This is a genomic window from Acinetobacter sp. YH12126, from assembly GCF_013418745.1.
Lineage (GTDB): Bacteria > Pseudomonadota > Gammaproteobacteria > Pseudomonadales > Moraxellaceae > Acinetobacter > Acinetobacter amyesii.
In genome coordinates this window covers 184915-207843 of the sequence record NZ_VPBM01000004.1, presented here as the reverse complement: position 1 = coordinate 207843, position 22929 = coordinate 184915, and the positions used below count along the sequence as shown (strand labels likewise).

General features: G+C 43.1%; 22 protein-coding genes. 17 read left to right on the top strand and 5 right to left on the bottom strand.

What is annotated here, in order from left to right; genetic code table 11:
• The first annotated feature begins 134 nt into the window (after nt 1-134).
• From ndhC to FTU62_RS03360, 16 genes are all read left to right on the top strand, one after another.
• Nucleotides 135-683: an NADH-quinone oxidoreductase subunit A gene (gene ndhC / locus FTU62_RS03435; protein ID WP_078192295.1), complete on the top strand. Its 549-nt coding sequence runs from the start codon at nt 135-137 to the stop codon at nt 681-683.
• 6 nt (nt 684-689) lie between these two features.
• On the top strand, nt 690-1367 hold the full coding sequence (locus tag FTU62_RS03430; RefSeq protein WP_078191105.1) for an NADH-quinone oxidoreductase subunit B family protein: 678 nt from the start codon (nt 690-692) through the stop codon (nt 1365-1367).
• Between the two features lie 87 nt (nt 1368-1454).
• On the top strand, nt 1455-3242 hold the full coding sequence (gene nuoC / locus FTU62_RS03425) for an NADH-quinone oxidoreductase subunit C/D (protein WP_078191104.1): 1788 nt from the start codon (nt 1455-1457) through the stop codon (nt 3240-3242).
• Nucleotides 3243-3256: 14 nt separating this feature from the next.
• A complete protein-coding gene (nuoE, locus tag FTU62_RS03420) occupies nt 3257-3766 on the top strand; it encodes an NADH-quinone oxidoreductase subunit NuoE (RefSeq protein ID WP_078191103.1) in 510 nt (169 codons plus the stop codon).
• Entirely contained in the window at nt 3763-5094 is a 1332-nt protein-coding gene (gene nuoF / locus FTU62_RS03415) for an NADH-quinone oxidoreductase subunit NuoF (protein WP_111884890.1), read from the top strand. The genes nuoE and nuoF overlap by 4 nt, the downstream gene beginning before the upstream one ends.
• Nucleotides 5095-5105: 11 nt before the next feature.
• Nucleotides 5106-7784 (top strand): NADH-quinone oxidoreductase subunit NuoG, encoded by a 2679-nt coding sequence (gene nuoG / locus FTU62_RS03410; RefSeq protein WP_111884891.1) that lies wholly within the window; start codon nt 5106-5108, stop codon nt 7782-7784.
• A 3-nt stretch (nt 7785-7787) separates the two neighbouring features.
• The gene (nuoH, locus tag FTU62_RS03405) at nt 7788-8804 is read left to right on the top strand and encodes an NADH-quinone oxidoreductase subunit NuoH (RefSeq protein ID WP_078191100.1); all 1017 of its coding nucleotides are present in this window, start codon (nt 7788-7790) and stop codon (nt 8802-8804) included.
• Between the two features lie 18 nt (nt 8805-8822).
• The gene (nuoI, locus tag FTU62_RS03400; protein WP_078191099.1) at nt 8823-9365 is read left to right on the top strand and encodes an NADH-quinone oxidoreductase subunit NuoI; all 543 of its coding nucleotides are present in this window, start codon (nt 8823-8825) and stop codon (nt 9363-9365) included.
• Entirely contained in the window at nt 9365-9883 is a 519-nt protein-coding gene (gene nuoJ / locus FTU62_RS03395; protein ID WP_171262661.1) for an NADH-quinone oxidoreductase subunit J, read from the top strand. Before nuoI ends, nuoJ begins: the two co-directional genes overlap by 1 nt.
• On the top strand, nt 9883-10191 hold the full coding sequence (gene nuoK / locus FTU62_RS03390) for an NADH-quinone oxidoreductase subunit NuoK (protein WP_067665227.1): 309 nt from the start codon (nt 9883-9885) through the stop codon (nt 10189-10191). The genes nuoJ and nuoK overlap by 1 nt, the downstream gene beginning before the upstream one ends.
• On the top strand, nt 10188-12077 hold the full coding sequence (gene nuoL / locus FTU62_RS03385) for an NADH-quinone oxidoreductase subunit L (RefSeq protein ID WP_180101835.1): 1890 nt from the start codon (nt 10188-10190) through the stop codon (nt 12075-12077). Before nuoK ends, nuoL begins: the two co-directional genes overlap by 4 nt.
• A gap of 1 nt (nt 12078) precedes the next feature.
• The gene (gene nuoM / locus FTU62_RS03380) at nt 12079-13692 is read left to right on the top strand and encodes an NADH-quinone oxidoreductase subunit M (RefSeq protein WP_078192291.1); all 1614 of its coding nucleotides are present in this window, start codon (nt 12079-12081) and stop codon (nt 13690-13692) included.
• A 3-nt stretch (nt 13693-13695) separates the two neighbouring features.
• A complete protein-coding gene (gene nuoN, locus FTU62_RS03375) occupies nt 13696-15240 on the top strand; it encodes an NADH-quinone oxidoreductase subunit NuoN (RefSeq protein ID WP_078191095.1) in 1545 nt (514 codons plus the stop codon).
• Between the two features lie 126 nt (nt 15241-15366).
• Nucleotides 15367-16002: a uracil phosphoribosyltransferase gene (upp, locus tag FTU62_RS03370; RefSeq protein WP_078192289.1), complete on the top strand. Its 636-nt coding sequence runs from the start codon at nt 15367-15369 to the stop codon at nt 16000-16002.
• Between the two features lie 85 nt (nt 16003-16087).
• Entirely contained in the window at nt 16088-16381 is a 294-nt protein-coding gene (locus FTU62_RS03365) for a cold shock domain-containing protein (protein WP_078192288.1), read from the top strand.
• A gap of 108 nt (nt 16382-16489) precedes the next feature.
• Nucleotides 16490-17242, top strand: a complete 753-nt coding sequence (locus FTU62_RS03360; protein ID WP_078192287.1) for a cold shock domain-containing protein — start codon at nt 16490-16492, stop codon at nt 17240-17242.
• A 30-nt stretch (nt 17243-17272) separates the two neighbouring features.
• Here FTU62_RS03360 and gigC read toward each other — a convergent pair whose 3' ends face one another.
• Nucleotides 17273-18157, bottom strand: a complete 885-nt coding sequence (gene gigC, locus FTU62_RS03355) for a LysR family transcriptional regulator GigC (protein ID WP_078191091.1) — start codon at nt 18155-18157, stop codon at nt 17273-17275.
• 85 nt (nt 18158-18242) lie between these two features.
• Here gigC and FTU62_RS03350 point away from each other — a divergent pair, with 85 nt between their 5' ends.
• On the top strand, nt 18243-19004 hold the full coding sequence (locus FTU62_RS03350) for a ferredoxin--NADP reductase (RefSeq protein WP_180101834.1): 762 nt from the start codon (nt 18243-18245) through the stop codon (nt 19002-19004).
• Between the two features lie 431 nt (nt 19005-19435).
• Here FTU62_RS03350 and FTU62_RS03345 read toward each other — a convergent pair whose 3' ends face one another.
• The 4 genes from FTU62_RS03345 to FTU62_RS03330 form a co-directional block, all read right to left on the bottom strand.
• On the bottom strand, nt 19436-20179 hold the full coding sequence (locus FTU62_RS03345) for an amino acid ABC transporter ATP-binding protein (RefSeq protein WP_078191089.1): 744 nt from the start codon (nt 20177-20179) through the stop codon (nt 19436-19438).
• The gene (locus tag FTU62_RS03340) at nt 20176-20859 is read right to left on the bottom strand and encodes an ABC transporter permease subunit (protein ID WP_078191088.1); all 684 of its coding nucleotides are present in this window, start codon (nt 20857-20859) and stop codon (nt 20176-20178) included. Before FTU62_RS03340 ends, FTU62_RS03345 begins: the two co-directional genes overlap by 4 nt.
• Nucleotides 20859-21602, bottom strand: coding sequence for an amino acid ABC transporter permease (locus FTU62_RS03335; RefSeq protein ID WP_180101833.1), 744 nt, complete (start codon nt 21600-21602; stop codon nt 20859-20861). Before FTU62_RS03335 ends, FTU62_RS03340 begins: the two co-directional genes overlap by 1 nt.
• Before the next feature lie 70 nt (nt 21603-21672).
• Entirely contained in the window at nt 21673-22620 is a 948-nt protein-coding gene (locus tag FTU62_RS03330) for a transporter substrate-binding domain-containing protein (RefSeq protein WP_180101832.1), read from the bottom strand.
• Nucleotides 22621-22929 lie beyond the last annotated feature (309 nt).

Here is a 22929-nt window from a genome sequence, read left to right as displayed (position 1 = left end):
ACGAATATCGATAAGCTAGCAAGAAGCCTCCTCAATCAGGTACAATTGGCGGGATTAATTTTGTGTTTGGTGTATTTGAAGGCCAATACATACATTCTTTGTTAATAAATAGGCCTGCCAGGAGTTATCCCCGCATGAGTGCCATTACTCCATACGATTGGGCAATTATTGCCTTCGTGATCGGCGTTACATTCCTTTGCGTCTTTATGCTGACCGTCCCTTTACTCCTTGGGGGTAAATCATGGGGTCGTGCTAAGCAAGAGCAGTTTGAGTCAGGTGTAGTAGGTGCTGGTGGTGCACGTATTCGCTTGTCTGCGAAATTCTATTTAGTTGCGATCTTCTTCGTGGTGTTCGATATCGAAGCACTTTACCTTTATGCATGGGCATCTTCTGTTCGTGAAACAGGGTGGGTTGGTTTTGCAGCTGCAGCAGTCTTTATTTTAGTTTTACTTGCTGGTTTGGTTTATGAATTGTCTTCTGGTGGTTTGAATTGGTCACCTTCTGACAAGCGTAAAGCGGCGGGAATTAAACCTAAAATTGGTTCGCCAAATATGGATATCGCAGAAATCACACGCTTTAACTCTATTGAAGAGTTGGTTATGGACCCTACAGGTCAAATTCCAGCGCAATCATCTGGTCGTGTGAAATCTAAGTCACCGACTGCATCATCTGACAAGGAGTAAGACGGGATGAAATATACATTAACCCGTGCGAATCCGGATGCTGATCAATATCCACTTCAAGAGCGTCAAATCGTCACCGATCCGCTTGAAGAAGAAGTGAATAAAAATGTGTTCATGACTCGTTTAGAGGATGTTGCACATACAGCAGTAAACTGGGGTCGTAAAAACTCAGTTTGGCCGTTTAACTTTGGTACATCTTGCTGCTACGTAGAGTATGCAACGACTTTAACAGGCGTGCATGACTTGTCACGTTTCGGTGCCGAGGTTATTCGTGCTTCACCACGTCAGGCTGACTTGATGATTGTTGCAGGTACATGCTTCATGAAAATGGCGCCTGTAATTCAACGTTTGTACGAGCAAATGCTTGAGCCTAAATGGGTAATCTCAATGGGCGCATGTGCAAACTCTGGTGGTATGTACGACATTTATTCAGTTGTACAAGGTGTGGATAAAATCATCCCTGTCGATGTGTATATCCCGGGTTGCCCACCACGTCCTGAAGCTTTAATTCAGGCATTGATGTTATTGCAAGACCAGATTCAACTTGAGCGCCGTCCTTTATCGGCCGTGATTGGTGATGATCTTAAGCCAGTGTATAAGCCAAAGATGATGCCAGAACGTGACCGTAAGAACGCACAGCGTATTGCAGTGAAAAACTTACGCTCAATGGATGAAATTAAATAATCACTACGACGAAATATTGATACACCCGGACTGGGTGTAATTGTCGTTTTGATTGACTGAATTTGTATTAAATAGGAAGCCAAGCCAATGGCTGAAACTGACATTGCTATGCCAGAATCAACTCCAGTTGATTCCCGCCCTGCATTTGCAATTGTAGAAGAGCTCAAAACCAAATTTGGTGAGAACTTCTACGTGCAAACGACTTTTGAAGACTTTCCAACAGTCTGGGTTGAGCGCGCACGTGTACAAGAAGTTTTAATGTTCTTGCGTACGGTGTCACGTCCATACGTGATGCTGTTTGACTTGTCTGCGGTTGATGAGCGTTTACGTACACACCGCGATGGTCTGCCTGCATCTGACTTCACTGTGTTCTATCACTTGTTATCGCTTGAGCGTAACAGTGATATTCGTATCAAGGTTGCATTAGCTGAGAATGATGTAAACATTCCAACGGCAACCAACATTTGGCCAAATGCCAACTGGTACGAACGTGAAGCTTACGACATGTTTGGTATCAACTTCGAAGGGCATCCAATGCTCCGTCGTATCTTGTTGCCAACATATTGGGAAGGTCACCCGTTACGTAAAGAATATTCTGCACGTGCGACTGAATACACGCCTTATCGCCAAAACCAAGCGAAACAGGATTACGAACAAGAACATCTTCGTTTCGTACCTGAAGATTGGGGTATGAAGCGTGGGAACGATGATGAAGACTTCATGTTCCTAAACTTGGGTCCTAACCATCCATCTGCGCACGGTGCCTTCCGTGTGATCTTGCAGTTGGACGGTGAAGAAGTGAAAGACTGTGTTCCTGACATCGGCTATCACCACCGTGGTGTGGAAAAAATGGCTGAGCGTCAAACATGGCACTCATTCATCCCGTATACAGACCGTGTTGACTACTTAGGTGGTTGTGCGCAAAACATGCCTTACGTTCTTGGCGTAGAGCAAATGGCAGGGATTACCGTTCCTGATCGTGCACAATGTATCCGTGTCATGATGTCTGAATTGTTCCGTATCAATAACCACTTATTGTTCATTGGTACTGCGATTCAGGATGCCGGCGGTATGACCCCAGTATTCTATATGTTCGCTGACCGTCAAAAAATCTATGACGCGATCGAAGCGATCACGGGTTACCGTATGCACCCAGCATGGTTCCGTATCGGTGGTACAGCGCACGACTTGCCAAACAACTGGCAGCACCTCATTCGCGAAATCCTAGATTGGATGCCGAAGCGTATGAACGAGTACTACACTGCAGCACTTAAAAACTCAGTGTTTATCGGTCGTACCCGTAATGTTGCTCAGTATGATGCTAAATCTGCATTGGCTTGGGGTGTAACGGGTACTGGTCTACGTGCTACAGGTATTGATTTCGACGTTCGTAAATACCGTCCTTATAGCGGCTACGAAAACTACGACTTTGATGTGCCTTTAGAGTACGAAGGCGATGCTTATGCACGTGTTCTTGTTCACTTCCGTGAAATTGAAGAATCGCTGAAAATCATCAAGCAATGTTTAGACAACATGCCTTCTGGTGCATACAAAGCAGACCATCCACTGGCTGTTCCACCACCAAAAGATAAAACTTTACAAGACATCGAAACATTGATTACGCACTTCTTGAGCGTGTCATGGGGTCCTGTAATGCCAGCAGGCGAAAGCTCTGTAATGGCGGAAGTGGTAAAAGGTGCGTCGAACTACTACTTGACTTCAGACAAGTCAACGATGAGTTACCGTACACGTATCCGTACACCAACCTTCACGCACTTACAGCAAATGCCTTCTGTGATTAACGGCAGCTTAATGTCTGACTTAATCATTTATTTAGCGACAATTGACGTCGTAATGGCTGACGTGGATCGCTAAGGGGTAATCGCATTATGATGATTTTGACTGACAAAAAACCACGTGTGAATGTTGAAGGGATTTTAACTGCGGAAGAAATCCACGATATCGAACATCACATTGGTCACTATCCGTACCCACGCGCAGCATGTCTTGATGCTTTGAAGTGTGTACAACGCCGTAATGGCTGGGTAGATGATGCACAGATGAATGCTATTGCGCAATTGCTTAGCATGAGCCTTGCAGACCTAGAAGGTGTTGCAACTTTCTATAACCGTATTTACCGTCAACCAGTTGGTCGCCACGTAATTTTATTATGTGACTCGATTGCTTGTTTCTTGATGGGTGCGGAAACACTTGCTGAAGCATTCCAGCGTGAATTAGGCATTTCATTTGGTCAAACGACTGCAGATGGTCGCTTTACTTTATTGCCAATTTGCTGCCTAGGTAACTGTGACAAAGGTCCGACGTTAATGATTGACGAAGACACTCACGGTCTAGTTGAAGTGACTTCAATTAAACAGTTATTGGAGAAGTATGTATGAATACTGAACCAAAACCAATTTATGGCGACGGTAACCCAGAAACTCACCCATTAACTTGGCGTTTGAGCAAACAGGAACACGTTCGCAGTGCAGATGATTACGAAGCACTTGAAGGTTATGCCGGCTTTAAGAAAGCTGTTGGCATGCAACCGAAAGAAGTGCTTGAAGTGATCAAAGCTGCGACTGTAAAAGGTCGTGGTGGTGCGGGCTTCCCTGCAGGGATCAAATGGTCGCTTATGGCGCCAAATGATAACTCAGGCCCTCGTTACCTCATCTGTAATGCCGATGAAATGGAACCAGGTACCTTTAAAGACCGTCTGTTGATGGAAAAACTTCCTCATCAGTTGATCGAAGGTATGTTGATTGCTGCTTATACATTAGAAGCAACACAGGGTTATATCTTCATCCGTGGTGAATACATCGAAGCGGCTCAATACTTAAATGAAGCATTGGACCAAATTCGTGCCAAAGGTTACTTGGGTGAAAACATCTTAGGTACAGGTTGGAACTTCGAGTTACACGTGCATACTGGTGCGGGTCGTTATATCTGTGGTGAAGAAACTGCATTGATTAACTCGCTTGAAGGTCGCCGTGCGAACCCTCGTACTAAACCGCCATTCCCACAAGTTGCAGGTGCTTGGGGTCGTCCTACAATTGTTAACAACGTAGAGACTTACAACAACTTACCCGCAATTATGCTTCGTGGTCCTGAATGGTATATCGGTTTATCTGAAGGTAAGTCGAAAGATCCAGGTACTAAAATTTATGGCGCTTCAGGCAAAGTAAAATTCCCAGGTCTTTGGGAACTTCCATTTGGTACAACTGCGCGTGAAGTGATTGAAGATCATGCGGGTGGTATGCGTGATGGTTTAAAACTCAAAGCATGGTTACCGGGTGGTGCTTCTACAGACTTCCTTGCTGCTGAACATATTGACCTTCCTATGGATGCTGAAAGCATCATGAAAGCAGGTTCACGTTTAGGTACGTGTTTGCTCATGGTAGTCGATGAAACTCAGTGTATGGTTTCTGCGACACGTAACTTAGAAGAATTCTTTGCGCGTGAATCTTGCGGTTGGTGTACACCATGCCGTGATGGCTTACCTTGGGCGGTTAAAGCGCTTAAAGCCTTGGAAGATGGCACAGGTAAGAAAGAAGATATCGATCACTTACAAGAACTTACTCGTAAGCTTTGGATTGGTAAAACTTTCTGTGCGCATGCTCCAGGTGCGATGGAACCGTTAATGGGCGCACTCAAACATTTCCGTGGCGAGTTTGAAGCTAAAGTCGTAAATGCGGCAGCTCAAACTAGCAACGTAGAACAAGCTTAAGGAATTCGACTATGGCTACAATTCATGTCGATGGAAAATCGTATGAAGTCAACGGCTCAGAGAACTTGCTACAAGCATGTCTTAGCCTTGGCATCGACATCCCATACTTTTGTTGGCATCCATCCTTAGGTTCTGTCGGTTCTTGCCGTCAATGTGCTGTGACTCAATACGCGAATCCTGAAGATACTCGCGGTCGTTTAGTTATGTCATGTATGACGCCTGCATCTGACAATACCTACATCTCGATTGAAGATGACGAAGCAAAGAATTTCCGTGCTTCTGTTGTTGAATTCTTGATGACCAACCACCCACACGACTGTCCAGTGTGTGAAGAGGGTGGTCACTGTCATTTACAAGATATGACTGTAATGACTCAGCATGACCGTCGTCGTTACCGCTTCACAAAACGTACGCATTACAACCAAGAGCTAGGCTCTTTCATTTCTCATGAAATGAACCGTTGTATTGCGTGCTACCGTTGTGTGCGTTACTACAAAGATTATGCAGGTGGTACGGACTTTGGTGTGTATGCAAACGCTTCGCGTGTTTACTTTGGTCGTCCAGAATCAGGTACTTTAGAATCTGAATTCTCTGGTAACTTGACTGAAGTTTGCCCAACAGGTGTATTCACAGATAAAACACACTCTGAACGCTATAACCGTAAATGGGACATGCAGTATGCGCCAAGCGTATGCCAAGGCTGTTCTTCAGGTTGTAACATCTCTCCGGGTGAACGTTATGGCGAACTACGTCGTGTAGAAAATCGCTTTAACGGTGACGTGAACCAATACTTCCTTTGTGATAAAGGTCGTTTCGGTACAGGTTATGTGAACCGTGAAGATCGTCCACGTCAACCACAATTCCGCTCTGGTGCAAATGTGACTACAGTTTCTGTAGACCAAGCATTGGATACCGTAATTGAAAATATCCAAGGCAAAAAAGTATTGGGTATCGGTTCACCACGTGCGTCACTTGAATCAAACTTCGCGCTTCGCGAACTTGTAGGTCAAGACAACTTCTCAACAGGTATGTCTCAAAAAGAGCAAAAACTTGTTGAGCTTGCAGCTTCTATCATGCAAACCGAAGGTGTTTATAACCCTGGTATGCGTGAAATTGAAAGCTACGATGCTGTGTTGATTTTGGGTGAAGATCTGACTCAAACTGCACCACGTATGGCTCTATCTGTTCGCCAAGCTGCGAAAAATAAAGCTAAAGAAATGGCTGCAGAGCGCCGTACGCAAGAGTGGTTGGCTGAACCTGTACAACGTATTGCTCAAGATGCCAAATCTCCGATTTACATCCTTGCTGCCACTCAAACACGTTTAGCTGATGTTGCTACCGGTGAAGTTGTTGCATCACCTAACGACATTGCACGTTTAGGTTTTGCGGTCGCTGCTGCTGTGAAAGGTGAAGTGATCTTAGGTTTGGATGACGATGCAAAAGCATTTGCACAAACGATTGCTGACACTTTAAAAGCTGCGAAAAAACCATTAATCATCTCTGGTACTAGCTTACAAGACGCATCAATCATGGAAGCTGCTGCACAAGTTGCACAGAACCTTGGTAATGCGGGCTTAACATTGACTGTTCCTGAAGTGAACTCAATGGGCTTAGCGATCTTTGGTGGTCAAAGCTTAGAACAAGCATTTGCACAAGATTACGATACCGTGATCGTGGTGGAAAATGACCTTTATCGTCGTTTACCAGCCGCTCAGGTGAATGCTGCACTTTCTGGTAAAGAAGTGATTGTACTTGATCATTCTGAAACTGAAACTGTGAAAAAAGCCAACATCGTACTTTCTGCTGCTTCATTTGCTGAAGGTGACGGTACTGTGGTCTCTCAAGAAGGCCGTGCACAACGTTTCTACCAAGTGTATGACCCAAGCTACTACAAACCAGAACTTGCGATCAAAGAATCTTGGCGCTGGTTACATGCCATTGAAACTGGCGTGAAAGGCAAAGCGATTTCTTGGACAGTTCTTGATGACGTGATTGAGTCAGTAGCGAAAAACGTTCCTGCACTTGAAGCAATTCAAGACGTAGCACCAGATGCTGGCTTCCGTGTACATGGTCTGAAAGTGGCACGTGAACCACGTCGTTACTCAGGTCGTACTGCGATGCGCGCACCACTTTCTATTCATGAACCAAAACAACCAGTCGATAAAGACTCTGCGTTGACGTTCTCTATGGAAGGTTATGTAGGTAACCAAACTCCAGCTTCACTTGTACCATTTGCTTGGTCTGCAGGTTGGAACTCTCCACAAGCTTGGAACAAATTCCAAGACAACGTGGGTGGTCACTTAAAAGGTGGTGATGCAGGCGTTCGTTTATTCGATCGTTTAGCGAAACGTCCAGCACGTACTTTCGTTGCACCTGCACCTGTTGCGGTTAATGGTGAGAGCTTCCGTCTTGTGCCGATGCATCACATCTTCGCTTCTGGTGAATTTACAGTGAAAACTCCTGCGATGGAATCACGTATTCCTGAAGCAATGTTTGCTGTGGGTGAACAAGATGCAGCACGCTTAAATGTTCAAGATGGTCAACGTATCGCTGTGAAAGCAGGGGATGCTGAAATCGTCCTTCCAGTTCAAGTGATTGAATACTTACCTACAGGTTATATCGGTTACCCAGTGGGTCTAGCACCTACAGTATCGCTTGCAGAACCTGTTTCAGTCGCGGTAGGAGTGTAATTCATGGAACAAGAATTAATCCGTCAAACGCCGCTGTGGGCTGAAAATTGGCCAATCGCCTATTCAGTTCTTCAAGCAATTGTGATCTTACTGGTTGTGGTATTGATCGCTGCGTTGATGTCTTTTATTGAACGTCGTTTACTCGGCTTGTGGCAAGACCGTTACGGTCCGAACCGTGTAGGTCCGGGCGGTATGTTCCAGATTGTTGCCGACATGCTGAAAATCATGTTCAAAGAAGACTGGACACCAAAATTTGCTGACAAATTGACTTTCCGTATGGCTCCAGCAGTTGCGATGGCAACTGCTGTGCTATCGTTCATGGTTATTCCTGTTTCACCTTATTTAGGTGTTTCAGACATGAGCATCGGTCTATTGTTCTTTATGGCAATGGCTGGTATTGCGGTATACGCAGTATTGTTCGGTGGTTGGTCATCAAATAACAAATACGCATTACTTGGTGGTTTACGTTCTGCTGCTCAAACCATTTCTTATGAAGTGTTCTTGGGTATTTCACTGATGGGTGTGGTTGCGATTGCAGGCTCATTCAACATGCGTGAAATTGTTGAAGCTCAACGTGATGTTTGGTTTGTTATTCCTCAGTTCTTAGGTTTCTTAATCTTTGTGGTTGCGGGTGTTGCGGTAACTCACCGTCATCCATTTGACCAACCAGAAGCAGAACAAGAATTGGCGGAAGGTTACCATGTCGAATACGGCGGTATGAAATGGGGTATGTTCTTCGTTGCGGAATACGTCAACGTCGTACTGATCTCTGCATTAATCGTGACTTTATTCTTCGGTGGTTGGTTAGCGCCTTTCAACCTAGATATTCCATTCATTCCAGCTGCGTTCTGGTTCATTATTAAAACAGCATTCTTTGTCATGATGTTTGTCTTGGCTCGTGGTTCTTTAATGCGTCCACGTTATGACCAAGTCATGAACTTTGGTTGGAAAATTTGCTTGCCATTGGCGTTGGTTAACCTTCTGGTAACTGGTGCTGTGATTCTAATGAATCAGGCCTAAGACAGCAGGGAGAATAAAATGTTTAAATTTCTAGCTGGATTTGGGTCAATTGTACGTTCGTTGTGGATGGTATTCTCACACGCGACACGTAAACGTGACACTATTTTATATCCAGAGGTTAAAGCGGAAGACATCGTACCACCACGTTTCCGTGGTCGTATCGTGTTAACGCGTGACCCTGATGGTGAAGAGCGCTGCGTTGCATGTAACCTTTGTGCGGTTGCATGTCCAGTCGGCTGTATTTCACTACAAAAAGCTGAAAAAGAAGATGGTCGTTGGTATCCGGAGTTTTTCCGTATCAACTTCTCACGTTGTATTTTCTGCGGTATGTGTGAAGAAGCATGTCCTACGACTGCGATTCAAATGACACCTGACTTTGAGTTAGGTGAGTATGTTCGTCAGGACTTAGTATATGAGAAAGAAAACCTTCTTATCTCAGGTCCTGGTAAATACCCAGACTATAACTTCTACCGCGTAACAGGTATGGCTGTTGCTGGTAAAGATAAAGGTCAGGCTCAACGCGAAAGCACACCAGTTGATGTACGGAGTCTATTACCATGATGTGGCCATTTTATTTGATGGCGCTTGTGGCCATCGTCTCTACCGTTCGTGTTGTAACTAACACGAACCCAGTACACGCTTTATTAAGCTTGATTATCTCTTTACTTGCAGTTGCAGGTATCTTCATGATCGTGGGTGCGCCGTTTGCCGGTGCCCTCGAAATTATCGTTTACGCTGGCGCAATCATGGTGCTATTCGTATTCGTCGTGATGATGCTGAATCTTGGTCAAAATACAGTTGAACAAGAAAGCAAATGGCTGACTTCTTCAGCGTGGGCATATCCTGCGTTGATGAGCTTCCTGATGGGTCTAATCCTTGTTTGGATGTTGAAGTCAGACTACACAACTGCTGGCACTGTCATGGGTGCTCAAGTTGTCGGTCCGAAAGAAGTGGGTACTTCACTCTTTACTCAGTACTTATTGCTGGTTGAAGTTGCTGCGATGTTATTGCTTGGCGCACTTGTCGCTGCATTCCATCTTGGCAAACGTGAGCCAGGTGCAGAAGAGGACAAAGAATAATGGGCAACATCCCTTTAGAACATGGTTTGATCGTTGCAACCATTCTTTTTGCACTGGGTTTTTACGGTGTGATGGTTCGACGCAACCTACTATTTATTTTAATGAGCCTTGAAATCATGATGAACGCTGCTGCTTTAGCGTTCGTATTGGCAGGAAGCGCATGGGCACAGCCAGACGGTCAAGTGATGTTTATCTTGATCTTAACGCTTGCTGCAGCAGAGGCTTGTATCGGTCTTGCGATCGTCCTTCAGTTCTATCATCGCTTCCATCATCTGGATGTGGATGCTGCTAGTGAGATGCGCGGATGAGTTATTTATATTTAACAGTACTTTTCCCGCTAATTGGTTTTATCCTGTTGGCGGCAGGTCGTAAAAACCTTCCTGAATCAGTTGCTGCAATTATTGGTGCAGGTTCAGTTGGTCTTTCAGCTTTATTTGCATTAATTGCCAGTATCGACTTTGTTAATAATGGTTCAGTTGCAACAACTCAGCATCTTTGGACTTGGTTCAGTGCAGGTAACTTAGCACCGGGCTTCACGCTTCATTTAGATGGCTTATCATTATTGATGATGGGTATGATCACAGGTGTGGGTTTCTTAATTCACATATTTGCAACATGGTACATGCGTGGCGAAGAAGACTTTGCACGTTTCTTCTCATACTTCAACCTATTCGTGGCAAGCATGCTGCTTTTAGTGTTGGGTGACAACTTAGCGTTGTTATTCTTGGGTTGGGAAGGCGTAGGTCTATGTTCATACCTATTGATTGGTTACTACTACCAAACACCTGCAAACGGTTTTGCTGCAATTAAAGCATTCACTGTGACACGTGTGGGTGACGTATTCTTACTGATCGCGTTGTTCTTGATCTACCAACAATTCGGCACTTTAAACATTGCAGAAGTTGTAGCTGCTGCACCAACAGTTTTGGCTCAGAGTTCTTCAATTGCGATTTGGACTGCATTGATGTTGTTCTTGGGTGCTGCAGGTAAATCTGCTCAGATCCCATTACAAACATGGTTAGCAGATGCGATGGCTGGTCCTACACCAGTATCTGCATTGATCCACGCAGCAACAATGGTAACGGCGGGTGTTTACCTATGTAGCCGTATGTTCAGCGTGTTTGAACAAGCGCCAGAAGTGATGATGTTCATCTCAATCACGGGTGCGGTAACATTGTTGGTTGCGGGCTTTGCTGCATTGGTACAAACAGACATCAAACGTATTCTTGCTTACTCTACTATGAGTCAGTTGGGTTATATGTTTATGGCTGTAGGTGCTGAAGCTTACCAAGCAGGTCTATTCCACATGCTGACTCACGCATTCTTCAAGGCATTATTATTCTTGTCTTCTGGTGCAGTGATTTTGGCTTACCATCATGAACAAAACATCTTCAAGATGGGTGGTCTATTCCACAAAAACAAATTCTTGTTTGCTTGTTTCGCGATTGGTGGCGGTGCATTGGCTGCGATTCCATTCATCACGATCGGCTTCTTCTCGAAAGATGCGATTCTTGGTGCGGTATGGGTGAAAGGTCAAGCGATTGCAGTTTATGACTGCTTGTACTGGACTGGTGTAGCAGGTGCGTTCTTAACTTCAATTTATACATTCCGTCTTATTTGGGTTGTATTCTTTGGTAAAGAAAACACGCCTTACCATGAAATCAAAGGTGTTACTTACTGGGGGCCATTGGCGATTCTTGCAGTGCTTTCAACTGGTTTAGCTTATGTATTAAAAGCACCAGTAACGAATATTTTAAATGCTGCACAAATCCCAGCGTTTAATATTCCAGAAGCGCTAGAACATGGTATGCATAGCGCTGAATACACAGCTGTTGGTATTGCACTTGCAGGTCTTGTAGTCGGTGTTGTTTTATTTGCATTTGCTTATGGTGCAGTGAAATCGTTCGCGAAAACTTCACTGGGCGCGGGTCTTGCAAATATCTGTCGTAATGCACTTGGTTTCGATGCTTTGTATAACATTGTTTTCGTTAAGCCTTATTTGCTACTGGCTAAAATCTTTGGTCGTGATCCAATTGACGGCTTATGGCTTGTATTGCCTGCACTTGTTAAAGGCGGTAATAGCTTTACAAGTTCACGTCAAACAGGTTCATTGCGTGAATACGCATCTAGTATGGCATTCGGTACGTTTGCATTACTATTGATCCTGGTCGTGATTCAGGTCGTGGGGAAATAAAATGGAAACTCCAAACAATTTAATTCTACCCGCTCTGATCCTTATTCCGTTCATTGCAGGTTTTGTATGCTGGCTTGTCGATAAACTCGACAAGCACTTACCACGCTATATTGCCTTAATTGGTATGCTATTAACGTTGGTGTTAACCGTCGTTTTATGGCAAAGCGGTACTTATAACTACGAGTTGGGTACACAAGCTCCACAGTGGGCTGCTCAATTTAACCTACCGTGGATTACCACTTTAGGGATTAACATTCACCTTGCGGTGGATGGTCTTTCACTGCTTATGGTAGGTTTAACTGCATTACTGGGTGTACTTGCGGTCGGCTGTTCATGGGGTGAGATTCAAAAGAACGTTGGTTTCTTCCACTTAAACCTACTGTGGTCTTTAGGTGGTGTGATCGGTGTATTCTTAGCGATTGACATGTTCCTATTCTTCTTCTTCTGGGAGATGATGCTGGTACCAATCTACTTCTTGATCGCACTTTGGGGTCATAAAGGGGCAGAAGGTAAGTCACGCGTTTACGCTGCAACTAAATTCTTTATCTATACTCAGGTTGCGGGTCTGATCATGTTGATCGGTATCTTGGGTCTAGTGGTTGTTGGCTTCCAACTTCACGGTCAAATCAGCTTTAACTATGACTTCTTGATGAGTGTTGCACACACTGTTGAGGCAAAAGCTCCAGCACTTGCGTATGCATTCATGATCTGTATGTTTATTGGTTTTGCGGTAAAACTTCCAGTTTTCCCATTACACGGCTGGTTACCAGATGCACATGCGCAAGCACCTACAGCGGGTTCTGTCGACCTTGCAGGTATCTTGATTAAAACCGCGGCTTATGGTCTTTTACGTTTCGTTATTCCATTCTTCCCAGTAGCATCTGCTCAGTTTGCTGACATCGCGATCATTCTTGGTCTAATCGGTATTTTCTACGGTGCATGGTGTGCATTCCAACAAACAGACATGAAACGTCTGCTTGCGTACACATCTATTTCGCACATGGGCTTCGTACTTCTTGCCTTGTATGCAGGTAACATCCTGACATTCCAAGGCTTGATGATTATGATGCTTGCTCACGGTCTATCTTCTGCTGCATTGTTCATTATGTGTGGTCAAGTTTACGAACGTCTGCATACACGTGACATGCGTTTGATGGGTGGTATCCGTGGTCAGTTCCAATACCTTTCATTCTTCTTAATGTTCTTTGTTGCGGCACTTGTAGGTATTCCAGGTCTAGGTAACTTCATCGGTGAATTCCTGATCTTGATGGGTTCTTATGACAAGTTCCCTGTGTACACAATCCTTGCTGCAGTAAGCTTAGTATTTGCCGGTCTTTACGGTTTAATCCTGATCCACAAAGCGTTGTTTGGTACACCAAACGAAGAACAAAAACAGCATTACGCAAATCCGTTGAAAGACTTAAATGCGCGTGAAGTTGTGATTCTTTTAATCTGTGCTCTTGGTCTAGTATGGCTTGGTCTATTTCCACAAAGCTTCCTTGATATTTCAAATTCAAGCATGGCGTGGATTGCGAATAGCTATATCCCAGTTCAAGAAGTCGTTGATGTTGTGCAGCAGATTGCTGTACAACCTGAAAATGTGGAGATGCAATAAGCCATGGACTTCACAATGTCATTTTCTGAGCTTATGCCATTAGCTCCTGTGATGATCGTGGCTTTAACTGCGATCGTCGTGATGTTGCTAATTGCAATCAAGCGTAACCACAATTTAGTTGCAACGACTTCCGTTATCGGTCTGAACCTTGCAGCCTTTTATATTATTTTTGTTTTCGTTGCAGGGCAGTATGCACCTGCAAATGTAATGAATTTGTTCATCGTAGATCCATTTACGATGTTGTACCAATTCGTGATTTTGATTGCAGCACTTGCTTGCTGCACATTGTCACATGCGTATATCGAAACCTATAAAGATAACCGTGAAGAACTTTATATCTTGATGCTGTGCTCTGTAACAGGTGCATTGTTAATGGTTGCAAGTTCTCACTATGCGTCATTCTTTATCAGCCTTGAGTTAATGTCGATTCCTGTATACGGCCTATTGGCTTATACACACCAACGTTCACAGTCGCTTGAAGCGGGTGTGAAATATTTGGTGCTTTCAGCAACCGCTTCTGCGATGTTGTTGATGGGTATGGCTTATGTATATGCGTATACAGGTACAATGGCATTCGTTGCTGAACCAGGCAAAATGTTCACAACATTCAGCCAACCGGGTGTAGTCCTTGGTCTTGCACTAATTGTCTTTGCTGTTGCATTTAAATTGTCTCTTGCGCCATTCCACAAATGGACACCAGACGTGTATGCAGGTGCGCCAGCGCCAATCGCGACATTCTTAGCGACTGTGGCTAAAGTGGCAATGATCGGTCTATTCGTTCGTTACTTCTTGGCTTCTGGCTTAATCCTTTCTGACAGCTTCATTACAATCGTGACCATCATTGCAGTATTGTCTATCCTTGCGGGTAACTTACTAGCAGTACGTCAAGTGAACTTGAAACGTATCCTTGCATACTCTTCAATCGCTCACTTTGGTTACTTACTTGTTGCTATTGTCAGTGCACGTAATACTGACTTTGTTCAAGTACAAGGCTTTGCAACATTCAGCAGCGTCAACGTTTATGTGATTACTTATGTATTAACAACGATTGGTGCGTTCGGTGTTGTGACACTGATGTCTAGCCCTTACAACAACAAAGACGAAGCAGGTAGCCTTGCTGAGTACCGTGGTTTGTTCTGGCGTCGTCCAGTGTTGACTGCAACACTGACTGTCATGATGTTATCTCTTGCAGGTATTCCATTAACAGCGGGCTTTATTGGTAAGTTCCTTGTGATCAAAACAGCGGTTGCTGGTGGTTCATGGTTCTTAGCTGCGATGGTGATCCTTGGTTCAGGTATCGGTTTGTACTACTACCTACGTGTGATGATTGTGATGTACATGACTCCACCAGAAAACCCACGTATCGACGCTGTCGATCATTGGGGTCAAAAAGTGGGTGGTATTATGGTGCTTGGCGCAGCTGCACTTGTGTTGTTGATCGGTGTATATCCAGATCCAATCATTGCAGTATCTCAAGTGGCATACTTTGCGATCTCACCTGAATTACAACAGTTCATTTTTAGCTTAATTCAAAGTGGTTTTAACTAATGAATTAAGCAATTAATTTGCTTATTACAAAAAAGCCTCCTGTAAAGGGGGCTTTTTTATTTTTATCATTTGTTAAATAGCTTTATAATGGTTGAAATTTTATCTTAACCTTTTAGGTGTTCTCCCGTGGCTATCCATGAAATCCGTCATCCGCTTATTCGACATAAACTCGGCTTACTTCGTCGTGCAGATATTAGTACTAAAAACTTCCGTGAGCTTGCTCAAGAAGTGACTATGCTTCTGACTTATGAAGCAACGAAAGATTTACCGATGGTCGATCATGAAATTGATGGTTGGAATGGTAAAGTAACTGTAGATCGTATTGCCGGTAAAAAAATAACAGTCGTACCGATTTTACGTGCAGGTATTGGTATGTTGGATGGTTTCTTAAACCTGATTCCAAGTGCGAAAGTATCTGTATTGGGTTTAGAGCGTGATGAAGAAACTTTAGAAGCGCGTACTTACTACAAAAAATTAGTACCAGACGTACAAAACCGTTTAGCGATGATTATTGACCCAATGCTTGCAACAGGTTCATCGCTCGTTGCTGCTATTGACGTTCTAAAAGCCAGTGGTTGTAAAGATATTCGTGTCATGGTGCTTGTTGCCGCTCCAGAAGGCATTAAACGTGTGAATGAAGCTCACCCAGATGTGATCATTTACACAGCATCTGTAGACCAAGGTTTAAATGAAAACGGTTATATCGTTCCAGGTCTTGGCGATGCAGGCGATAAAATTTTCGGTTCAGTTCAAAAAGACTAATTTTTGCATCATGAACAGAAAAGGGGCTTTTATAGCCTCTTTTTTATATACTAAAGACATTGGAATAAATGGAATAGGGTACTTTATGAAGTCCGAACAATATAAAGGTAAAGTGAAGCAGTACAATCCTGAAAAGGGCTTTGGCTTTCTTTCATGTGAAGAAGGTGATGTATTTTTCCATATCTCTGACTTTCCCGCAGATGGTGTCGAGCCAAAACGTAATGATCGTGTGAAATTTAATGTGGTGAAAAATGGTGATCGTTATAAAGCCATAAACATTGAGCGTGAAGAAGACAAATCTGCAAAAGCTAAAAAATCTAAAGTAGTGGCAAATAACCAGTCAATTACTTCAGCTTTGCTTTCGAATTTGCGTAAATAATGTGATTGTAAGATTTCATGGAAATCTTTGAAATTGAAAAAGAGGTCTATAGGGCCTCTTTTTTTATTATCATAAGAGTATTAAAAGAAAAGATGAGAGACAATTTTTATGTTTAAAGAGGGGAAAATCAAAAGCTATAACGTTGAGCGCGGCTTTGGATTTATACAACAAGATCAAGCACAGGATTTATTTTTTCATATTCGTGATTTTCCTAGCCGACACATCGAACCACGTGTTGGAGAAAATCTCAAATACAGGATTGAAGCAGATCAAGGTAAATTTAAAGCGGTAAATATCATCCGTTTAGATTTGAAAAAAGAGCAGTCCACTCATGAACAGATAAATTCGTCATTTGAATCAAGGTCGGATCGAGTGAATGACCAAGCTACTCCTCACGATACAGCCAAAGGCACAGTTTGGGGCAGTAAAATCTTCAGCATGATTGGACTCATTGTAATTGTAGTATTAGCTGTGGCAATCTATGGGAAATATCAGCAGTACCAAGAACAGAAGCAGCTACATTTACAACAGCTCATGCAAGAAAATGAAAACATCGTAAAAGAACAACGTAAAGCTCAGGGGGATTTACCCGATCGGGTGCTGTCTGAGCAAGGTGAAAAAAACCTATACGGCACAGCTTCAACGCAGGCTCAGTCTGTTGTTCAATACGCTGCGCAGGCACCTTCTTCAAGTGATACGCCAAGGGCGGCAGAGAAAGCACAGTTTAGTTGTGATGGGCGTACGCATTGTAGTCAGATGAAATCTTATGAAGAAGCGGTCTATTTTCTTCAACATTGTCCAGGCACAAAAATGGACGGAAACAACGACGGAATACCTTGCGAACGACAATTTAATAAATAAAAAAAAGCGCCATTAGGCGCTTTTTTTTATTTAGACAGATTTTTCACAAAATTGCATAAAGGCTTTGAGACCCGGTCCTTGGTATTTCTGACGATGTACCAACATGAATAATGGACGGGCAAGTTGCCAAAACGGCGTATCTAAAACCACCAATTGACCTTTTTCACGTAAAGGCTCAATTGCCAGTTTAGAAATACATGACATACCAAGACCACCTGCCACGATTTTTAGAATGGCTTCGTTATGACCCAAGGTTAAACGTATATTGGCATCTGGCAGGTCTTTTAAAATTGCGTTGTCAAATACTTCACGTGTGCCTGAACCTTCTTCACGTAAGATCCATTCCACGTTATCAAAGTCAGCTGCAGTGAGTGCACGATCCAACTTCGCTAAAGGGTGCTCTGGTGAACAGCACACGGCAAGTTCATCGTCACGCCAGTGAATACATTGCAACTGTGGCAGATGGCATGAACCTTCAATTAAGGCCAAATCCAACTGAAATTGGTTTACCGCTTCAATCATTTGGCGGGTATTGCCGACTTGAAGTTGTAAATGTGCTTGAGGCTGAATTTGTAAGAAATCTGCCATGAGGTCTGGCATCAAGTAGTCACTGATGGTTAGGGTCGCACCTAAACGCAGATCAATACTTTGTAGTTCGCCTTTGGCTGCTTGTTCAAAAGCTTCGCAGCGCCCTAAAATTTCCAAAGCTTGTGGCAATAAAAAACGACCCAAGTCATTCAATTGCAAGCGTTTACCAAGTCGGTCAAACAGTGGAGCACCGAGACCATCTTCGAGGTCTGCCAATGCCATACTTGCTGCACTTTGAGTAAGTTTGACAGCATCACTGGCTTTGGTAACGGTACCTTCTTGAGCGACTGCTACAAAAACAGCCAACTGGCGTAAAGTCATGCGCATGAATCAGGCCTTAACATTTAAAAAATATTAATAAATTATGCTGTCATGCTAACATGAGCACAGTCTGTCACGCCACGTTCAAATCATGTCAATTGAAAAATTTAGCTTAGAAAAGGTTTTATCTGTACACCGTTGGACCAATACTTTGTTCAGTTTTACCATGACACGCCCTGCACATTTTAAATTCACCGCTGGTCAGTTCGCACGAATTGGTTTGAAAGTGGGCGATGAATTGGTGGTTCGTGCCTATTCTGTGGTGTCGTCACCTTTTGATGAAACTTTAGAATTTTTCTCTATCGTCGTTCCAGATGGTGCGTTTACTTCAAATTTGCAGCATCTACAAGTGGGTGATGAGCTGTATTTAGAAAAAATACCATATGGCTTCCTTACCTTGGCGCGTTATCAGTTGCCATTGCCGAAGGACTTATGGCTGTTGGGGACAGGAACGGGTCTTGCACCGTTTTTATCAATGTTACAAGACTTTGAAACGTGGTCTAAATACGAAAAAATTAATCTAGTCTACAGTGTGCGCACCGTATCAGAACTGGCTTATGTTGAGCGGATAAAAGAAATCGCCGAGAACTTTGGTGAAGGGCATACGGGCTTCAAATTTATTCCTATTGTGACACGTGATCCAAATGCACCGTTGCATGACCGTTTACCAGTTTTAATTGAAAATGGCGAGTTAGAACAGGCGGCAGGCTTAGCGTTTAATGTTGATACGACGCATGTCATGCTGTGTGGTAATCCACAAATGGTTGATGACACCAAGGCGGCCTTAAAAGCGCGTGGTTTGACCATGAACCGTCGTGGTGAAGGCAATATTGCTGTAGAAAATTATTGGTAATCTGCCATGAAAAAAAGCTCATCGATGGATGAGCTTTTTTATTTTCGGAAATTAAATAACTGATGTTATGCATGCAAAAGTAATTTTGCATTTTTAAAATGATTTTTAAGTCAATTCGATGGAGTCTTACATCAAGGGAATGAATAAAGTGATTAGCCTTCGGCTGGAGGTACTCTTACGAAGCACGCTTCTCATTAGGCAAAATGAGAAGCGTGCTTCGCAAGGAAACCATCTTGCGGTGCAATGCACCTCACCGACAAAACTCGTTCACTAGCATCTAATTATCTAAAGTATCGCAAAAACATTTTTGATTAGAAGAAGTCCTATCTCAAAACACTTGCGGATGACGTTACCGCGTATCGTACTTTTATTTGAATCAAATTACGCTTCTGATGTTACTTCGTAACATCAGTTAAATAAACGTTTTGATGTTAATGCAGAATTTTATTTAAGAACTGCTGCGCTCGTTCACCACGAGGGGCATTAAAGAAATCATCTTTACTGCAGTCTTCCACAATTTTTCCTTGATCCATAAAGATCACACGGTCCGCAACCTGACGCGCGAAACCCATCTCATGGGTTACACACATCATGGTCATACCTTCTTTGGCAAGACCCACCATCACATCAAGCACTTCGTTAATCATCTCTGGATCAAGTGCCGAAGTCGGTTCATCAAACAGCATAGCAATCGGGTCCATACTGAGCGCACGTGCAATTGCAACACGTTGTTGTTGTCCACCTGATAACTGTGCAGGGAATTTAGCGGCATGCGCACTCAAACCCACACGATCTAAATAAGCCAAGCCTTTTTTCTTGGCTTCGGCTTCTGATCGGCCCAAGACTTTGACCTGCGCAATGGTCAGGTTTTCGGTAATGGATAAATGTGGAAACAGTTCAAAGTGCTGGAACACCATACCGACACGACTACGCAATTTATTTAAATCGGTTTTTGGGTCATTAATGGAAATTCCGTCGACCAAAATCGTACCGGCTTGAAAAGGCTCAAGTCCATTAACGGTTTTAATGAGCGTCGATTTACCTGAACCTGAAGGTCCACACACGACAACCACTTCACCTTGTTTAATTTGAGTCGTGCAATCGGTAAGCACTTGAAAATCTTTATACCATTTACTGACATTTTGGAGGTCAATCATCGTTTTTTGATCGGTCATACACTTAACCTCCGTTGTAATTTTTTAACTGCATAGGTAGCGATCATACTAATAGTGAAATACACCAAACCGGCAAACAGAATGTATTGAGTTAACAATGACATGAGGTCGCCTCGAACATAGTTGGTGCGGAAAAAGTCTAACAGTCCGATGGCATAAACCATGGTTGAATCTTGGAACAGAATGATGGTTTGCTGTAAGAGTAGTGGCGTCATTTTGCGAAAGGATTGCGGCAAAATAATTAGGCGCATCGCTTGGCTATAGCTCATACCGAGAGCATAAGCTGCAGAAGTTTGACCTTTAGGAATTGATTGAATCCCTGCACGGACAATCTCTGAAAAGTAAGCCGCTTCAAATAGCATGAAGGCCACGATACTCGAAACGAGGGCAGTATCAATCGTTAGATAGTTACCGGTGATCCCTGTGTAGATAAAGGGTACTGCAAAGTAGAACCACATCAGCACCAAGAGCAAAGGAATAGAACGAAAGAGGTTCACATAGCCTTTAGCAAAAATATTAAAAGCCTTAATCGAGGACAGGCGCATCAACGCCAACAATGTCCCAATAAAGACACCACCAATGGTTGCCGTGATCACCACTTTGAGTGTGATGCTGAAACCATGCCATAGCGCAGGGCCAGACGCTTGGAGGTCTTGAATAAAAGAACTGAGCCATTCCATTATTTATCTCCTGCAATTAAGCCAGGAACGCGTAGGCGTTTTTCCAGAAAATTCATGAAACCAATTAAACAGATGTTGATCACGATGAAAATAATGGTGACGTAGGTATAAATTTCGATGGTGTTTTGCGTGTATTCACTGATGGTTTTCATCTGTGAAATGACTTCTGCAACACCGACTAAAGAGGCGACTGAGGTGTTTTTGACACAGTTGGTCAACTCAGAGCTGAGAGGTGGCAAAATCGTGCGGAATGACTGCGGTAAGATCACATAGCGGTAAAGTTGAGCCGTGCTAAATCCCATAGCATAACCTGCATTGGTTTGCCCCAAAGGAAGCGCTTCAATACCTGTCCTGACTTGCTCACAGACCCGTGCAGCTGTAAATAAACCCAAACCGACACTTGCAGAAATTAAGGCGGTCGTGTTTGCCCCAAGGTCATTCATCCACCAGCTTTTAATCGCAGCAGGGAGGAAGTTGGGTACAACATAGAACCATATAAACAGTTGAATCAATAAGGGTACATTTCTGAAAATAGTCACGTAGGCAGTACCTATACCACGTGCTACAGGACTCGGTAGGGTACGCATAATACCCAAGATGCTGCCGAGTACCATCGCAATGCTCCATGCCACCAAAGCGATGACAAACAGCCAGCCGATCCCAATTAAAATCCAATTCAGGTAGGTTGAATCACCTACACCTGTAGATTGGAACAGCACACCCCAATTCCAGCTATAATTCATAGGAACTCCCTATAATGAGCTTAAGCCAAAATCCGTTTGGCTTAAGCATCTTTAGAATGTTTAGGGAAAGTTATTCGTCACGGTCATGTGGATTGTTAATCAATGATTTTAATTGATCAGACATCGGGAAATTCAAATTGATATTTTTTGGTGGAATTGGCGTTTGGAACCATTTTTTATACATGTCATTGATTTCACCAGAGCTATAGGTCGCTTTGATTGCATCATCAACCACTTGTTTAAAACCAGTATCGCCTTTACGCAGCATACAACCATAGATTTCATGAATCGGCGCTGTACCCACGATTTCCCATTTATTTGGATCTTTGGCTTTCGATTTTTCACCCGCCAGCAAAATATCATCCATCATAAATGCCGCTGCACGACCATTTTGTAGCATGAGGAAAGACTCAGCATGGTCTTTGGCAGAAATGACTTCACCAATACCTAATTCTTTTTCATGTTGACGAATATAACGCTCAGATGTCGTTCCTGCCGTGGTGACTAACTTTTTGCCTTTTAGGTCAGCAAAGTCTTTAATCCCAGAGTCTTTTGCTGTAAGTAAGCGTGAACCGACCTCAAAGAAACCTGTTGAGAAATCTACTTGTTGTTGGCGTTCTTTATTGTTTGTGGTTGAACCACACTCTAAGTCGACTGTGCCATTAGAAACCAATGGAATACGGTTTTGGCTGGTCACTAAGTTATAACGGACTTTTAAATCGGGAAGATTTAATTGCTTTTTAACCGCCTCAACTACTTTTAATTGAAGATCGTGTGCATAACCTACAGGTTGGTTTGGATTATCTGCAATATATGAAAATGGAATCGATGAATCGCGATAGCCTAATACAATCGTGCCGGATTTTTTGATCTTATCTAAAGTCCCTGAGTCAGAAACAGCAGCTTCACTTCCTGCAGGTTTATCCGTTGTAGGTGCTTTATTGTCACTACATGCGCTAAGACCTAAAGTGAGCGCACTTGCACAGAACAAAGTTGCTAAATGTTTTTTTGACGTCATCGTTAAAACTCCTTTTACCCTGATTTAATATCCACTTTTTATGATCTTGTTTCTCGTTAGATTTTATTGCTTTGTTTTTAAGAATGTTTCAACAATAAAAAAGAGATCATTTTCTACATCTTAGGTGATATATCGAGCAAGGCTCAAGCAAAATTTATTGCCGAATTGTTACTAAGAAATGGGATAAGTTATGAACATTTTTTATAAGAAGGTTTGCTATAAGCCATTAAATATAAAATAATTTAATTTTATTGTGAAATAAATAATTAAAATAAAAGGGCATAAAAAAACCTCCAAATGGAGGTTTTC

Excerpts from the sequence above, each read along its gene's own strand:
- nuoL (WP_180101835.1), top strand. The coding sequence starts at position 10,188 with ATGAGTTATTTATATTTAACAGTACTTTTCCCGCTAATTGGTTTTATC.
- ndhC (WP_078192295.1), top strand. The coding sequence starts at position 135 with ATGAGTGCCATTACTCCATACGATTGGGCAATTATTGCCTTCGTGATC.
- FTU62_RS03340 (WP_078191088.1), bottom strand. The coding sequence starts at position 20,859 with ATGGAATGGCTCAGTTCTTTTATTCAAGACCTCCAAGCGTCTGGCCCT.
- nuoF (WP_111884890.1), top strand. The coding sequence starts at position 3,763 with ATGAATACTGAACCAAAACCAATTTATGGCGACGGTAACCCAGAAACT.
- FTU62_RS03350 (WP_180101834.1), top strand. The coding sequence starts at position 18,243 with ATGTCAATTGAAAAATTTAGCTTAGAAAAGGTTTTATCTGTACACCGT.
- FTU62_RS03330 (WP_180101832.1), bottom strand. The coding sequence starts at position 22,620 with ATGACGTCAAAAAAACATTTAGCAACTTTGTTCTGTGCAAGTGCGCTC.
- gigC (WP_078191091.1), bottom strand. The coding sequence starts at position 18,157 with ATGCGCATGACTTTACGCCAGTTGGCTGTTTTTGTAGCAGTCGCTCAA.
- FTU62_RS03430 (WP_078191105.1), top strand. The coding sequence starts at position 690 with ATGAAATATACATTAACCCGTGCGAATCCGGATGCTGATCAATATCCA.
- nuoI (WP_078191099.1), top strand. The coding sequence starts at position 8,823 with ATGTTTAAATTTCTAGCTGGATTTGGGTCAATTGTACGTTCGTTGTGG.
- FTU62_RS03365 (WP_078192288.1), top strand. The coding sequence starts at position 16,088 with ATGAAGTCCGAACAATATAAAGGTAAAGTGAAGCAGTACAATCCTGAA.
- nuoK (WP_067665227.1), top strand. The coding sequence starts at position 9,883 with ATGGGCAACATCCCTTTAGAACATGGTTTGATCGTTGCAACCATTCTT.
- nuoJ (WP_171262661.1), top strand. The coding sequence starts at position 9,365 with ATGTGGCCATTTTATTTGATGGCGCTTGTGGCCATCGTCTCTACCGTT.
- nuoM (WP_078192291.1), top strand. The coding sequence starts at position 12,079 with ATGGAAACTCCAAACAATTTAATTCTACCCGCTCTGATCCTTATTCCG.
- FTU62_RS03335 (WP_180101833.1), bottom strand. The coding sequence starts at position 21,602 with ATGAATTATAGCTGGAATTGGGGTGTGCTGTTCCAATCTACAGGTGTA.
- nuoH (WP_078191100.1), top strand. The coding sequence starts at position 7,788 with ATGGAACAAGAATTAATCCGTCAAACGCCGCTGTGGGCTGAAAATTGG.
- nuoG (WP_111884891.1), top strand. The coding sequence starts at position 5,106 with ATGGCTACAATTCATGTCGATGGAAAATCGTATGAAGTCAACGGCTCA.
- FTU62_RS03345 (WP_078191089.1), bottom strand. The coding sequence starts at position 20,179 with ATGACCGATCAAAAAACGATGATTGACCTCCAAAATGTCAGTAAATGG.
- nuoC (WP_078191104.1), top strand. The coding sequence starts at position 1,455 with ATGGCTGAAACTGACATTGCTATGCCAGAATCAACTCCAGTTGATTCC.
- nuoN (WP_078191095.1), top strand. The coding sequence starts at position 13,696 with ATGGACTTCACAATGTCATTTTCTGAGCTTATGCCATTAGCTCCTGTG.
- nuoE (WP_078191103.1), top strand. The coding sequence starts at position 3,257 with ATGATGATTTTGACTGACAAAAAACCACGTGTGAATGTTGAAGGGATT.
- FTU62_RS03360 (WP_078192287.1), top strand. The coding sequence starts at position 16,490 with ATGTTTAAAGAGGGGAAAATCAAAAGCTATAACGTTGAGCGCGGCTTT.